Source organism: Streptomyces bathyalis (assembly GCF_015910445.1).
GTDB classification, from domain to species: Bacteria; Actinomycetota; Actinomycetes; order Streptomycetales; family Streptomycetaceae; genus Streptomyces; species Streptomyces bathyalis.
In genome coordinates, this window is the sequence record NZ_CP048882.1 from 4,778,646 (window position 1) to 4,793,562 (window position 14,917).

10 protein-coding genes are annotated in these 14,917 nt (G+C 71.5%); 7 read left to right on the top strand and 3 right to left on the bottom strand.

Translation table 11 applies throughout. The features are described from left to right. Nucleotides 1-206: 206 nt before the first annotated feature. On the bottom strand, nt 207-1,040 hold the full coding sequence (locus G4Z16_RS20850) for a TatD family hydrolase (protein ID WP_197352227.1): 834 nt from the start codon (nt 1,038-1,040) through the stop codon (nt 207-209). A gap of 218 nt (nt 1,041-1,258) precedes the next feature. Further along, nucleotides 1,259-2,110, bottom strand: a complete 852-nt coding sequence (gene rsmI, locus G4Z16_RS20855; protein ID WP_197352228.1) for a 16S rRNA (cytidine(1402)-2'-O)-methyltransferase — start codon at nt 2,108-2,110, stop codon at nt 1,259-1,261. A gap of 214 nt (nt 2,111-2,324) precedes the next feature. Here rsmI and G4Z16_RS20860 point away from each other — a divergent pair, with 214 nt between their 5' ends. Continuing rightward, a complete protein-coding gene (locus G4Z16_RS20860) occupies nt 2,325-4,124 on the top strand; it encodes a dolichyl-phosphate-mannose--protein mannosyltransferase (RefSeq protein WP_197352229.1) in 1,800 nt (599 codons plus the stop codon). 116 nt (nt 4,125-4,240) lie between these two features. On the opposite strand, the gene G4Z16_RS32970 is transcribed toward G4Z16_RS20860, so the two are convergent. Then, nucleotides 4,241-5,581 (bottom strand): calcium-binding protein, encoded by a 1,341-nt coding sequence (locus G4Z16_RS32970; RefSeq protein WP_197352230.1) that lies wholly within the window; start codon nt 5,579-5,581, stop codon nt 4,241-4,243. 640 nt (nt 5,582-6,221) lie between these two features. On the opposite strand from G4Z16_RS32970, the gene G4Z16_RS20870 reads away from it, so the two are divergent. The 6 genes from G4Z16_RS20870 (at nt 6,222) to G4Z16_RS20895 (ending at nt 14,747) form a co-directional block, all read left to right on the top strand. Continuing rightward, nucleotides 6,222-7,868, top strand: coding sequence for a penicillin-binding transpeptidase domain-containing protein (locus G4Z16_RS20870; RefSeq protein ID WP_197352231.1), 1,647 nt, complete (start codon nt 6,222-6,224; stop codon nt 7,866-7,868). A gap of 231 nt (nt 7,869-8,099) precedes the next feature. Continuing rightward, a complete protein-coding gene (locus tag G4Z16_RS20875; protein ID WP_197352232.1) occupies nt 8,100-8,597 on the top strand; it encodes a YbaK/EbsC family protein in 498 nt (165 codons plus the stop codon). Next, the gene (locus G4Z16_RS20880) at nt 8,594-9,493 is read left to right on the top strand and encodes a DMT family transporter (RefSeq protein WP_197352233.1); all 900 of its coding nucleotides are present in this window, start codon (nt 8,594-8,596) and stop codon (nt 9,491-9,493) included. Before G4Z16_RS20875 ends, G4Z16_RS20880 begins: the two co-directional genes overlap by 4 nt. Nucleotides 9,494-9,791: 298 nt before the next feature. Continuing rightward, nucleotides 9,792-11,672: an ABC-F family ATP-binding cassette domain-containing protein gene (locus G4Z16_RS20885; protein WP_197352234.1), complete on the top strand. Its 1,881-nt coding sequence runs from the start codon at nt 9,792-9,794 to the stop codon at nt 11,670-11,672. Between the two features lie 304 nt (nt 11,673-11,976). Continuing rightward, complete coding sequence (locus tag G4Z16_RS20890) at nt 11,977-13,797, top strand: outer membrane protein assembly factor BamB family protein (protein WP_197352235.1); 1,821 nt, start codon at nt 11,977-11,979, stop codon at nt 13,795-13,797. A gap of 263 nt (nt 13,798-14,060) precedes the next feature. Next, nucleotides 14,061-14,747, top strand: coding sequence for a response regulator transcription factor (locus G4Z16_RS20895; RefSeq protein ID WP_197352236.1), 687 nt, complete (start codon nt 14,061-14,063; stop codon nt 14,745-14,747). Nucleotides 14,748-14,917: the final 170 nt, after the last annotated feature.

Genomic DNA, 14,917 nt, shown 5'->3' on the forward strand with positions numbered 1-14,917 from the left:
GCGGCGACGGCGTCACCTGCCCCCCGCGCGCGTCGCGACCCTCACGGCGCACCGCGCGATGACTTCCCTGCGTCTGGCTCAACACGCGCTCCAAGGTCCGGCGGGATGTCGCGCGGACTGTAACCGGAGCACCGGTCACTCTCCAAAGTCGATTGACCACAAAGAGTTGTTCTCGCGGGCTTGTTGAGGCTTCGCCGAGGGTCCGCTCAATACCCGAAGGCGCGCGCGGTGTTGGCGGCCACGTGCTCTGCCAGCGAGTCTTCCGTCATGCCCTTCGTCTCGGCCATCGCGCGCAGCGTGACCGGAACGAGGTACGGCGCGTTGGGCCGTCCGCGGTACGGCGCCGGTGTCAGGAAGGGCGCGTCCGTCTCCACGAGGACCAGCTCGGGCGGTGCGGCGGCGAGCGCGTCGCGCAGCGGCTGCGCGTTCTTGAACGTGACGTTTCCCGCGAAGGACATGAACCAGCCCCGGGAAGCGCAGTGCCGGGCCATGTCCGCGTCTCCCGAGAAGCAGTGGAAGACGGTGCGTTCGGGGGCGCCCTCCTCGTCGAGGATGCGCAGCACATCGGCGTGCGCGTCGCGGTCGTGGATGACGAGCGCGCGCTCCTGCCGCTTGGCGATGGCGATGTGCGCGCGGAACGAGTACTGCTGCGAGGCGATCCCGTCCTCGCCCGTGCGGAAGTAGTCGAGCCCGGTCTCCCCGACGGCGAGCACCTGCGGCAGCGCGGCGAGCTTCTCGATCTCGGTGAGGGACGAGTCCAGTTCGCCCCGCTGGGCCGCGCGGGGCGCCTCGTTGGGGTGCAGGGCGACGGCCGCGTGCACCGAGGGGTGAGCGGCCGCGGTCTCCGCCGCCCACTTGGAGCGCTCCAGGTCGCAGCCGACCTGTACGAGCGTGGTGACCCCGGCCGACGCCGCCGCGGCCAGCGCCTCCTCCACCGAGGGCTCCTGCATGTCGAGGTGCGTGTGCGAATCGGCGACCGGCACGCGGAGCGGTTCGGGCAGCGGCGGCGCGGGCTGCGGCTTCTGCGTGGAAGTCGGCATGCCGCGATCCTAGGCGCCGCCAGGGAGGGCGCGGACGCCCGGGCGCGTGCGCCCGGCGCCCGGGCGCCCCGCGGGGGCTCGCGGAACGGGCTCCGCCGTGCCGGTGGGTCGCGGCCCGGCGCGGACCGCGTCGATTCGGGCCGCCCGTGCGGGAGTTGGCCCCGTTCGGGGGTGGGCCGGAGCCGGGCGGATGTGCCGGGGCGGAGCCCCCGGTGGCGTTACCCGCGAGCCGCGTTCTTCGCGGCCACCACCGCGTCGAAGACCTCCCGCTTGGGCACGCTGACCTGCTGTGCCACGGCGGCGATCGCTTCCTTGCGGCGTTCGCCCGCTTCCTCGCGCACGGCGACCCTGCGGGCCAGCTCCGCGGCGTCCAGCTCCTCGCCGCGGCGCTCGGGGGCGCCGCCCACCACGACGGTGATCTCGCCGCGTACGCCCTCGGCGGCCCAGCCGGCCAGCTCGTCCAGCGAACCCCGCCGGACCTCCTCGTACGTCTTGGTCAGCTCACGGCACACCGCGGCGGGCCGCTCGCCGCCGAAGACGTCCGCCATGGCCCGCAGCGTCTCCTCCAGCCGTCGCGGCGACTCGAAGTAGACGAGGGTGCGGCGCTCGTCCGCCGCCTCGCGCAGCCGCGTACGCCGCTCGCCGGCCTTGCGCGGCAGGAAGCCCTCGAAGCAGAACCTGTCGACGGGAAGGCCCGACACCGCAAGCGCCGTCAGCACGGCGGACGGCCCGGGCACCGCCGTGACACCCACACCTCGCTCCACCGCCGCGGACACCAGCCGGTACCCCGGGTCGGACACCGAAGGCATGCCCGCGTCCGTCACCAGCAGCACGCGCGAACCGCCCTCCAGGGCCTCTGCCAACTCGGCCGTGCGGGCCGCCTCGTTGCCCTCGAAGTACGACACGATCCGCCCCCGCGGCTGCACGTCCAGTGCCTGCGTGAGGCGCCGCAGCCGCCGGGTGTCCTCGGCGGCGACGATGTCGGCCGCCTCGAGTTCGCGGGCGAGGCGCGGCGGAGCGTCCGCGACGTCCCCGATGGGTGTTCCGGCGAGTACGAGCGTCCCTGTCACGGCCCCATCCTCGCAGGGCGGGCGCCGGCCGTGAGATCGCCGTGGGATCTCCGCCCCCGGCCCCGCCCGGCTCCGCCTGGCCCCGCCCGGCTCCGCGGAACGCTCCCGGCACAGTGGTGCACAGCGGTACACACCGGCGCCACAGGCCCGCGAGCACTTGCGCGGAGTTCGCGTGGCGGCACTCCCGCCCGGGTGGGTTCCCTACGATGGCCCGGTGACCACCAGCGAGACCGCCGCCGAGAGCCGGCCCGCGCAGACCCAGGATGCCCAGCCCACGTGGCAGGCCCGCCTGCGGCGCTTCGGCTACTCCGGACGTCCCCGGGTCGGCACACGCGAGCGCCTGGTGCAGCCGTTCCCGAAGCCGGACCTGCGCTTCGGCGCCGCCTTCGGGCTCTCACCGCTGGCGGCCGCCCGCCTCGCGCGCTGGTCCGCCTGGGGCGCACCGCTCCTGGTCGCGCTCGTCGCCGGCATGATCCGCTTCTGGCAGCTGGGCACGCCGCACGCCGTGATATTCGACGAGACGTACTACGCGAAGGACGCCTGGTCGCTCTTCCAGTACGGCTACGAGGGCAGCTGGCCGGACAAGGCGAACGACCAGATCCTCGCCCCGGACCAGAAGATCCCGCTCTCGCCCGAGGGCGCCTACGTCGTCCACCCGCCCGCCGGGAAGTGGATCATCGGGCTCGGCGAGGCGATGTTCCAGCTGAACCCCTTCGGGTGGCGTTTCATGACGGCGCTGCTCGGCACGCTGTCGGTGCTCATGCTCTGCCGCATCGGCAGGCGCCTCTTCCGCTCCACCGTCCTGGGCTGCCTCGCCGGTGCGCTGATGGCCGTAGACGGGCTGCACTTCGTGATGAGCCGCACGGCGCTGCTCGACCTGGTGCTGATGTTCTGGGTGCTGGCGGCCTTCGGCTGTCTGCTGCTGGACCGGGACAGAACCCGGGCGAAGCTCGCGGACGCGCTGCCGTCGGCGGCGTCCGCGGACGTGCCCGTGGTCGCGCCGCACGGAAACCGCTACGCGGGTCCTGCCGTGGCGGCCCCGCCGCCCGGTGACGGTGCGGACGTGCGTCCCGACCCGGAGACCGGCGGGCGCCTGCGCTTCGGCCTGCGCCCGTGGCGGCTGGCCGCCGGGCTCTGCCTCGGCCTCGGCTTCGCGACCAAGTGGAACGGCCTCTACATCCTGGCGGCCTTCGGCCTGCTGACCGTCCTGTGGGACATGGGGGCCCGCCGTACGGCAGGAGCCCCCCGGCCCTTCCTCGCGGTGCTCCGCCGTGACGCGCTACCGGCGTTCGCCTCCACGGTCGCCGTCGCATTCACCACCTACGTCGTGTCCTGGACGGGCTGGTTCGCCACCTCCGGCGGCTACTTCCGCGACTGGGCGGAGAAGGACGGCGCCGGAGGACCGTGGGGATGGCTGCCCGGACCGCTGCGCAGCCTGTGGCACTACGAGGCCGAGGTCTACGACTTCCATGTCGGACTGACCTCGGGTCACACGTATGAGTCGAATCCGTGGAGCTGGCTGATCCTCGGACGCCCGGTCTCGTACTTCTACGAGTCGCCGAAGGCGGGCCACGACGGCTGCCCGGCCCAGACGGAGGGATGCGCCCGCGAAGTGCTCGCGCTGGGCACGCCGTTGCTGTGGTGGGCGGCCTGCTTCGCGGTCCTGTACGCGCTCTACCGCTGGCTGCTGCGGCGCGACTGGCGCGCGGGCGCCGTGCTGTGCGGCATCGCGGCAGGCTATCTGCCGTGGTTCATGTACCAGGAGCGGACGATCTTCCTCTTCTACGCGGTCGTCTTCGTGCCGTTCCTCTGCCTCGCGCTGTCCATGATGATCGGCGCGCTTGCGGGGCCACCGGGCGTGGGCGAACGCAGACGCACCGCCGGCATCGTCGCCTCCGGCGTCCTGGTGCTGCTCATCGTGTGGAACTTCGTGTACTTCTGGCCGATCTACACGGGGCAGACGATCCCGATGGACGCCTGGCGCGACCGGATGTGGTTCGAGACCTGGATCTGAGCGACGCGCGAGTCGTTCGCGGAGAGTTGAGACCGGCGGGCCCCGCACCTCGGACGACGCCGAGGTGCGGGGCCCGTTTCCGGTGATCGTTCACCGGCCGGGATCAGGCTGCCGGGTCAGGGGCAGCCGGGCCCGGCGCTGGGGTTGGAGCAGGCGTTGCTGCCGGGTCCACCGTCGTTGGTGTTGGTACCGGCGCCGCCGTTGAGAGCGTCGTTGCCCTCACCGCCGGACTGGGCGTCGTTGCCGTTCCCGCCGTTGAGAACGTCGCTGCCGTTCTCGCCGGTCAGGGTGTCGTTGCCGTTTCCGCCGATCAGTGCGTCGTTGCCATTGCCGCCCTCGATCCGGTCGTCGCCGTCGCCGCCGTTGAGGGAGTCGTTGCCGTCGGCGCCGCAGATCAGGTCGTTGCCGCCGCGACCGTCGACGGTGTCATTGCCGGCGAGGGCGAAGATCACGTCGTTGCCGTTGGTGCCCGTGAGGATGTTGTTGCCGTTGGTGCCGGTGATGGTGGGCGTGGCGGTCGCGCAGGTGGTCCCGGGGGAGGTCTCGAAGGTGATGGTCACCTGGGCCGGCCCCGTAGCAGGTCCGGAGGTACCGCCCGTCGGGACGCGGTTCGACCCGCCACCGCCGCCACCGGATCCCTGGGTGCTGACGCCGATCCCGTCGCAGCCGCCTCCTCCTCCGCCGCCGAACCAGCCGCCGCCACCGCCGCCGCCCCCGATCAGGGCCCCGCCACCGCCGCCGGTGCCGGCGGTGCCCGCGGTTCCGGCTGTACCGCCGGTCGGGCACGCGGCCCCGGCCGTGCCGCCGGTCGTCTGGGTTCCGCCGCCACCGCCCTGACCGCTGAGCGTTCTGGAGCCGCCGGTCCCCCCGGTGTTTCCGGCGGCTCCGCCGGTGGCCTGGGGGTTGGTGAAGCCGGCGTTGAGGCCTCCGCCGCCTCCTCCGCCGCCGCCCGCGACGATGAGGCGGGGGTCGGAGGCGGGGACGCCGGTGAGGACACAGCCGACGGTGGCCGAACTGCAGGTGCGGACGTCGCTGGCGCCGCCGCCGGTACCGCCCGGGAATGCGCTGCCGCCGGCGGGACCGGCACCCTGGGCGACGTTGACGAAGAGGGTCGTGCCGGCTGTTGCCGGAACGGTGCTCGTGACGGTGCCGCCGGTCCCGCCCTGCCCGCCGAAGGGCCCGTTCTGGCCTGTGGCGCCGGTGGCGGTGATGGTGAGTTGGGTGACGCCTGCCGGGACGGTGAAGGGCTGGTTGGCGCCGGCGCCGAAGGTCACGGTCGTCGGCGCGGCTGCGGTCGCCGCTTCGGCGGCCGTGGCCGTGGGCAACATCAGCAGCGCCGCCGGCAGGGCTGCCGTGGCGAGCAGGACGGCAGCTCGCCGAGCCGGGCGCCGCGTCCGCACATCGGCGGCGCTGTGATCACGTGGTGGGAATACTGCATGGCACAGGTTCGGTCTCACGATCGGGGCCTCCTCGGTCAGAGGGCAGATGGACCACGGACGTCACGGTCCCTGTGGGGGACCGCCCGACGATCAACCCACACCCCTCCTGTGCAACCCCCATAGGCACACCGTCATGGGCGCCGCTCTCCATCGAACAGCAGTTGCCCGTTCCCGAGCCGCAGCGCGGGAGCGGCCCCGCCACCACGACCGCTCTCCCTCGTCCACCCCGCCCGACGGCCCCCTCGTCCACCCCGCCCGACGGGCCCCCTCGTCCACCCCGCCCGTCCATCCCGCAACCGCTCCGTGCTCCGGCTCGCAGGAGGGGACGCCGCGACCGGATGCGGTTCGAGATCCTGGCTCCGAGGGGCGGTAGCGCTCCCGCGGCCGGGCCGGCGGGGTGACCTCGCGAGGAAACCCGGGTGAATCCTGAGTGAAGCCAAGTGAAGGTCAGTTGAGCCCGATTGGACACGACGGCGGCTCCCGTAAGGTTCCGGTACGTGTCCCGCCCCCTGATCCGGTGATTATTCGAAACCGCATCTCGTCCATATGCTCCCGAACGGGGCTACCGGGGGCACGTGATGTTGCGCGCGTGCTCTAGGGTGCCTCGCACAGGTCCTCGGCCGCATGGCCGAGGCGGGGTGGAGGGGCAGATTCTCAGATGCGTGACACTCAGAAGATGGCGCTGATCGGTGGCGCCGCGGCAGTCGTCGTCGGTGCGACCGGCTTCGGCGTCTACGCACTCGTCGGAGGTGACGGCAAGGGAGGCGGCAGCGGGAGCATCGCCTCGTCCGACGGCAGCAACGAGGACAAGGTCGAGCAGGGCCCGCCGAGCGCGGCCGAAGTCCGCACGACCGCGAAGCGTTTCCTCACCGCCTGGACCTCCGGCGACTCGAAGACGGCCGCCAAGCTCACCGATGAGAAGGCTCAGGCCGCCCAGGCACTGAAGGGCTTCCGGGAGGACGCCCACATCGCCAAGGTCAAGATGTCGCCGGGTTCCGCTTCCGGCGCGAAGGTGCCGTTCGACGTGACGGCCCAGGTCTCCTACATGCAGCAGAACTCCACGTGGTCCTACGCCTCTTCGCTGGAGGTCGTGCGGGACAAGAAGTCCGGCAAGCCGGTCGTCGCGTGGAAGCCGTCGGTGCTGAACCCGAAGCTGAAGGAAGGCCAGTCCATAAGGACCGGCAAGGCCGGCACCCCGCCGATCAAGGCCGTCGACCGCAATGGCGCCACCCTGTCCAAGCAGGAGCACCCGATGCTCGGGAGCATCCTCGACGACCTGCGCAAGCGGTACGGCGACAAGACGGACGGCAAGCCCGGCATCGAGACCCGCATCGTCGACGCCAAGGGCAACGACACCGGCACCACCCTGCGCACGCTCTCCAAGGGCACCCCCGGCACGCTCAAGACCACCCTCGACAAGGACATGCAGGTGGCCGCCGAGCAGTCCGTGAAGGGCAAGCCGAAGGCGTCCGCCGTCGCGGTCCAGCCGAGCACCGGTGAGGTGCGCGCCGTGGCCAACTCCCCAGCGGACGGCTACAACAACGCCTTCCGCGGCTCCCTCGCGCCGGGCTCCACCATGAAGGTGATCAGCTCCGCGATGCTGCTCGACAAGGGCCTTGCCTCGCCGGGCAAGCAGCACCCCTGTCCCAAGTACGTCGAGTACGGCGGCTGGAAGTTCCAGAACGACGACAAGTTCGAGATCAAGGACGGGACGTTCGCGCAGAGCTTCGCCCGCTCCTGCAACACCGCCTTCATCAGCCAGGCCAAGGAGCTCAAGGACGGCGACCTGAGCAGCGAGGCGCGCGACGTCTTCGGCATCGGCCAGAACTGGCAGGTGGGCACCGGCACCTTCGACGGCAGTGTGCCCGTCCAGTCGGACGCCCAGATGGCCGCGTCCCTCATCGGCCAGGGCAGCGTGCGGATGAACGCGCTCAACATGGCGTCGGTGGCGGCGACGGTGCAGAACGGCACGTTCAAGCAGCCGGTGATCGTCTCGCCGAGCCTGGACGACCGGACGATCGCGAAGGCCGGGCGCAGCATGAAGCCGCAGGTCCACAACGACCTGAAGAGCCTGATGAAGCTGACGGCCAACAGCGGCACCGCCGCTGAGCCGATGGCGGGGCTCGGCGGTGACGTCGGCGCCAAGACCGGTTCGGCGGAGGTCGACGGTCAGAAGAAGCCGAACGCCTGGTTCACCGCGTACAACGGCGACATCGCCGCCGCCGCGGTCGTTCCCGAGTCCGGACACGGCAACGAGAACGCCGGCCCGGTCGTGCGCAAGATCCTGGACGCCGCGGCGGGCTGAGCCCCGGCAGGCGGCGCGACAGCGCACAGGCACGCAGAACGGCGAGCGGCGCTCTCCTGGTCTCCAGGGGGGCGCCGCTCGCTGTGTGCGTACCGTGTGCCCGCCGGGGCCCAAGGGCGGGGCCACGTGCGGGAATCCGTCGGGGAATGCCTGCAGGCCGGAAACCGGGGCGCAGGAATGCGCGGGAAACCGCGTCGCGCGGGCCGTCCCCCGGCGGGTAGCGTCCGCTCCATGAGCAAGGCGCCAACAGCCCACCCCCGTTTCTCCGAGGCCCTGTCCGACCTGGCCCTCGACGACGTCGAGATCCGAGCCTTCCCCGACGCCACCCGCACCGCGGCGCAGGCCGCCGAGGCGATCGGATGCGAGCTGAGCCAGATCGTCAAGTCGCTCGTCTTCGAGGCCGACGGCGAGCCCGTACTGGTCCTGATGGACGGGGCGTCACGCGTCGATGTCGGCCTCGTACGTGCCGAGTTGGGCGCGGGGACAGTGAGCCGCGCCGGTGCGGACCTCGTGCGCCGGGCGACCGGATACGCGATCGGCGGCGTGCCGCCCTTCGGCCACGTCAGCCGGATGCGGGTGCTCGCCGACCGTGGTCTGCTCGCGCACGGGACCGTGTGGGCCGCCGCGGGCACCCCGCACACCGTCTTCGCCCTCGCACCCGGGGAGTTGATCGCACACGCCGGCGGCTCGGTCGTGGACGTGCGCGAGCAGACCGCCGGTGTTCCGTGACGCCGCTGGTCGTCGCGGCGGTGCTGGTCGCCGCGGTCACGCACGCCTCCTGGAACGCGCTCGCGCACAACATCAAGGACCAGCTGCTCGCCTTCACGCTCGTCGGCTTCGGCGGCGCGCTGTGCGGGCTGGTGCTCGCGTTCTTCGTTCCGGTACCGGCGAAGGAGGCGTGGCCCGCGCTCGCGGTCTCCGCGGCGCTGCATGTCGTCTACCAGCTGCTGCTGATGCGCTCGTTCGGGCTCGGCGACTTCGGCCAGATGTATCCGATCGCGAGGGGTACGGCGCCGCTCGTCGTCACCGTCCTCGCCGCGGTCTTCCTCGAGGAGCTGCCGGACGCCTGGCAGTTGACGGGTGTGGCGGTGGCCTCGGCGGGGCTGCTCGGGGTCGCTCTGTGGGGGATACGGAGGAAGAGCGACCGGGCGGGGACCGGTGGTCGTGAGGCGTCCCCGCGGGAGCCCTCCGCGTCCTCGCGGCTGCCGGCGCTGACGGCCGCCGTCGCCACCGGTCTCGCGATCGCCTCGTACACGGTCGTCGACGGGGCCGGGGTGCGCGCCGCGGGCTCGGCGCTCGGATACGTGGCCTGGCTGATGATGCTGCAGAGCGTGGTCATCCCCGCGTACGCCGCCGTCAGCCGGCGGGGCGTCCTCATCGCCGAGCTGCGTCCCCTCGCTCTGCGCGGCATCACGGCAGGCGTCCTGTCCCTCTCGGCCTACGGCCTGGTGCTCTGGGCACAGACCCGCGCGCCTCTCGCGCCGGTCGCCGCCCTGCGCGAATCCTCGATCATCGCGGGTGCGGCCATAGGCGCGCTCTTCTTCAAGGAGCGCTTCGGCGCTCCGCGTGTGGCCGCCTCCGCGCTGATGGTGGGCGGCATAGCCCTGATGCTGCACGGAGGTTGAGCCCGAACGCCCCGGCCTTCCCGGCGGGCGCCCGCGGGCCTCGCCTCGGGAGGCCGAGTCGTCCCCGGAGTCCCTGACGACGCCGGCAGGGGGCACGTTCCGTCCGTCCTCACGTCCTGACCGGGGTCGTGCAGCCACAGCGTGCCCACGATCCCCGTCCCCGTTCCGCCCGGTGATCCGTTCCACGACCGCCGGGTCGGACCCTGCCCAGCGGGGCTCAGGGGGCCGTGAGCACCTCAGTACCCTGGAGGGCTGAAGCCGGGGCTGATCGTCCTGGCAGCGCGCGACAGGGAGTGAGATGGCCGTCAACCTCGTCAATCTGGAAGCCGTGGGCAAGGTCTACGGCACCCGGGCGCTGCTCGACGGCGTCTCGCTCGGTGTGAGCGAGGGCGACCGCATCGGCGTCGTGGGGAGGAACGGGGACGGCAAGACGACGCTGATTCGCATGCTCTCGAAGCTGGAGCCCGCCGACGACGGCCGCGTGACGCACTCGGGCGGTCTGCGCCTGGGCGTGCTGACGCAGCACGACTCCCTCGACCCGGCCGCGACCGTACGGCACGAGGTGGTCGGCGACATGGCCGACCACGAGTGGGCGGGCGTCCCCCGGATCCGCGACGTGCTGACCGGGCTCTTCGGCGGTCTGGGCCTGCCCGGCTTCCCGCAGGGCCTCGACACCGTCATCGGACCCCTCTCCGGAGGCGAGCGGCGCCGCATCGCCCTCGCTCAACTGCTCATCGCCGAACAGGACTTGATCGTCCTCGACGAGCCGACCAACCACCTGGACGTCGAGGGCATCGCCTGGCTCGCCGGGCATCTGCGCGCACGCCGCTCGGCGCTGGTGTGCGTGACGCACGACCGCTGGTTCCTGGACCAGGTCTGCACGCGGATGTGGGACGTGCAGGGCGGCGCGGTGCACGAGTACGAAGGGGGCTACTCCGACTACGTCTTCGCCCGCGCCGAGCGGGAACGCATCGCCGCGCAGGAGGAGTCGAAGCGCAAGAACCTGATGCGCAAGGAGCTGGCCTGGCTGCGCCGTGGAGCGCCCGCCCGCACCAGCAAGCCCCGCTTCCGCATCGAGGCCGCCAACGCGCTCATCGCCGACGAACCGCCGCCGCGCAACGACGCGGAGCTCATGCGGTTCGCCAACTCCCGTCTGGGCAAGACCGTCTTCGACCTCGAGGACGTCACCGTGCAGGCCGGGTCCAAGGTGCTGCTCGAGCACCAGACCTGGCAGCTGGGTCCCGGCGACCGGATCGGCCTCGTCGGGGTCAACGGCTCCGGCAAGACGTCGCTGCTGAAGGCGCTCGCGGAGGCCGCGCGCAGCGGCGGCGAGCGGCAGTCCGAGCTGGTCACGGGCGGCCGCGTCAAGGTCGGAAGGACGGTGAAGCTGGCGTATCTCTCGCAGGAGGTCGCCGAGTTGGACGACAAGCTCCGCGTGCTGGAGGCCGTCGAGCAGATCCGCTCGCGCGTCGACCTCGGCAAGGGGCGGGAGATGACGGCGTCGCAGCTGTGCGAGCGCTTCGGCTTCGTGAAGGAGAAGCAGTGGACGCCGGTCGGTGACCTCTCCGGCGGTGAGCGCCGCCGGCTGCAGATCCTGCGCCTGCTGATGGACGAGCCCAACGTGCTCTTCCTGGACGAGCCGACCAACGACCTGGACATCGAGACGCTCTCGCAGCTGGAGGACCTCCTGGACGGCTGGCCGGGCTCGCTGGTGGTCATCTCCCACGACAGGTTCTTCATCGAGCGCACGACGGGCCAGGTGTACGCGCTGCTGGGCGACGGCTCCCTGCGGATGCTGCCGCGAGGCATCGACGAGTACCTCGAACGCCGCGCACGGCAGCGCGAGTCGGCGCAGCCGAACGCGAACGCGCCTGCCCGCTCCGGAGCTCCGGCCAAGTCCTTGCCGTCCTCGGCGGCTTCGGCAGCGTCGTCCTCGCCCGCGGGCGCACCGGCACCGCGCAAGCCGGCGGCGGACGCGCGAGCGGGTCAGAAGGAGATGCGGCGCATCGAGCGTCAGCTGGAGCGCATCGAGGTGAAGCAGTCCGAGCTGCACGTGGCACTCGCCGAGCACGCCACGGACTTCGAGCGCGTCGCGGGGCTCGACTCCGAGCTGCGCGAACTGGACTCGCAGCGCGAGGACTTGGAGTCGCGCTGGCTGGAGCTCGCCGAGGACGGCTGAAGCGGAAGGCGTCCCGGCGCCGGACGGTACGGGCGCACGGCCGGTCCGGGAACTGCCGTACGGCCGTTCCGTTCCGTGTACCGGGAAGTATTCGCGGTTCGCTAACGGCCTCGCAACGTAAGCGTCTCGGGTTGTCTCTTCCGCTGATTCGCGGCTGGAACCGGACCGCCGGTTCGCGGTGTCCGGTGATAGAAAGACATCCGCGCACAAGCCAGCCGAAGGCGGACCTGATGTCCGATTCGCTCCGCCCTACGGGGGTTTGAGGGGTGGACGTCCGGTCTGATCGTCAACGAGGGAATCGCTCATGTCGCAGCCGCCTCCGCCCCCCGGTCAGCCCTCCAGAGGGGACTCACCCGACCCCGAAAAGCCCGAAGAGACTCCGAACCTGGAGAAGAAGGAGCCGGGAGCTCAGCAGGCGTCCCCGTCCCAGGGTGAGACGCCCCAGCAGCCCGCACAGCCCCCCTCCGGCGGCTTCGGTGCGCCGCCGCAGCCGCCCGCGGGTGGCTACGGCTATCCGCAGCAGCCGCCGTCCGGCGGTTTCGGAGCCCCGCCGCCGCAGCCTCCGGCCGCCGGTGGCTACGGCTACCCGCAGCAGCCGCCCGGGGGCGGAGGCGGCTACGGATTCCCCCAACAGCCGCCGCAGGGTGCCGGATACGGCTACGGCTACCAGCAGCATCCCGGCCAGCCCTACGGTCAGGGCCCGGGCATGTACCCGACGGCGCCGGGCTACGGGCCCGGCGGTCCCGGTGCCCCGGGAGGCAGCGGAAACGGCAAGGTCATCGCCATCGTCGCGGCAGCGGTCGCGATCGTCGTCGCGGTCGTCACCATCGGTATCTTCCTGGTGAACAAGGACGACGGCACGGAGGCCCGGCAGGACCCGAAGACCGGAACGAACGACCCCGGCGGCGACAAGCCGGCCTCCACGGAGGGCAGGGAACTGTTCAAGATCCCCTCGCCGAAGCTCTCGGAAGATGAGACCGCGAGCGTCACCGGCGCCTGGGCCACCGACAAGATCTTCGCCAAGAGCACCCTCAACGGCATCATCGGCATGGACGCGGCCAGCGGGAAGCAGGCCTGGAAGATCTCGCTCGACGGTCAGATCTGCGCCGCCGCCCGGCAGTCCACCGACGACGGGAAGGCCGCGGTCATCACGGCCGAGACCAAGTCCTCCCGCGCCAAGTGCAATCAGATGGCCGTCATCGACCTGGACAAGGGCAAGAAGCTCTGGCAGGAGACGATGCCCAGCAGCGAGAGCGCCGTCACGCTGGGCATGAATATGGCCATCGGCAAGAACGTCGTCGCGGCCAAGTGGATCGGCGGCTCGGTGGCGTACAAGATGTCCGGCGGCACCCCGCTGTGGAAGTCCCAGAGCGGCGGCGGCTGCGAGGACGAGGGCTTCGCGGGCGGCGAAGAGCTCATGGCGGTCGTGCAGTGCGGCAGCTACGGCGACCCGAAGCTGAAGGTGCAGAAGCTCAACCCGAAGACGGGCGAGGCGAATTGGGAGTTCGACGTTCCCAAGGGCGTGCAGACCGCCCGCATCGTCTCCGCGGACCCCGTCGTCATCGCGGTCGGAGCGGGCTCCAGCACCGCCACCGACGTCATGACGATCGGGGACGACGAGAAGCTCAAGGCCAAGATCTCGCTCGGCGACAACAAGTACGAGCCGGGGTGCAGCACCGGCGTCGAGTCGTGCACCTCCATCGTCGTGGACGACGACTACGTCTATCTCCCCTCGGCGAGGCACCAGGGCGACTCCGCCTCCACGAACGAGATCATCGCCTTCGACATCAACAGCGGCAGCCCCAAGTGGAAGTCGGACGCCGGTGAGAAGCGGACCATCGTCCCCGTGCGCATGCTGGACGGCAAGCTCATCGCGTACAAGAAGCCGACCTATGACGCGGGCGGACAGGTCGTCGCCGTCGACCCCGGCGCGCAGGGGAAGCAGGAGCTGTACATGCGTCACCCCGACGACAGCGCGGAGGACGAGAACAACCTCGGCGGCATCAGCCTGAGGGAACCGCCGATCTACCAGAACGGGCGTCTCTTCCTCCACCAGACGCTGATCTCGAAGCGCAGCAGCACCAGTTACGGCAAGTACCTCGGCATCGGCTTCGGAGCCCAATGACCTGTAGGGCGCTGCCTCCCGCGTCTCCCCACGGCTTCGCCGGGTGACCGCCACCCGGGCCGGAGTCCGAGGGGGACTGATCACCGTTCGTCCGCCGTTCCTCCCACTTCTCCCCCCGAAGCGGCCCGGAACGGCGGGCGAACGTGTAGCTTCCGGGAGCACAGGAGGGGCTGTTCCCTTGCGCCCCCGGGCCGCCCGGGCCGCCCGGGCCCCAGGGGTCCTGAGGGTGCGGCCGCAGGGTGCGGCGTGGGGGGTTGTTGCGCATGAGCGTCCGGCTCATGGTGGTTGACGATCACAGACTGCTCGCCGAGGCGCTCGCCTCGGCGCTGAAACTGCGCGGCCACCGGGTGCTGGCTGCCGCCGCTCCGAGCGCGGGTGCGGCGGATCTGGTGCTGAGCAGGGCGCCCGAAGTCTGTCTGCTGGGGACGGCCTCTCCGGCCGAGCCCGGCGCGTTCGACCCGGTCGTGCGGATCAAGCGCGAGAAGCCGCAGATAGCGGTGGTGGTGCTGGGCCCTGTGCCCAGCCCGCGCGGAGTGGCCTCCGCCTTCGCCGCCGGCGCGTCCGGCTACGTGCGGCACGACGAGCGCATCGAAGGCGTCGAGCGCGCCATGATGAAGGCCCGGGCGGGGGACGCGGCGGTCTCGCCGCAGCTGCTGCAGGAGTCCTTCGCGGACTTGCTCAACCCGGAACCCGAACCCGACGACGAGGGTGCTCGTCTCCTCCAGCTCCTCACGCGCCGCGAGGTGGAGGTGCTGATGCGGGTGGCCGAGGGGGAGGACACCCGGCTGATCGCCACGGGCATGCGGATAGCGCCCAGCACCGCCCGTACGCACGTGCAGCGCGTCCTGATGAAGCTGGGCGTCGGCTCCCGGCTGGAGGCGGCGGCGCTGGCGGCCCGCACGGGGCTGCTGGAGCGGGCGTACGAGCCGCTCTCCGACGAGGAGCAATAGGCCCGCCCGCCCGCACCGTGGCGAACTGCCTTCCACACACCGGGGGATCCCACCGGTGTCCCAGCGGCATGCTCTGAATCTCCGAATGTCGCATGTGTACCGTATGCGCCTGCCCGCGAACGGCCGTTGCCGTCCAGGTCTGTTGGTCTTCTGTTGGTCTCTGATTTCTT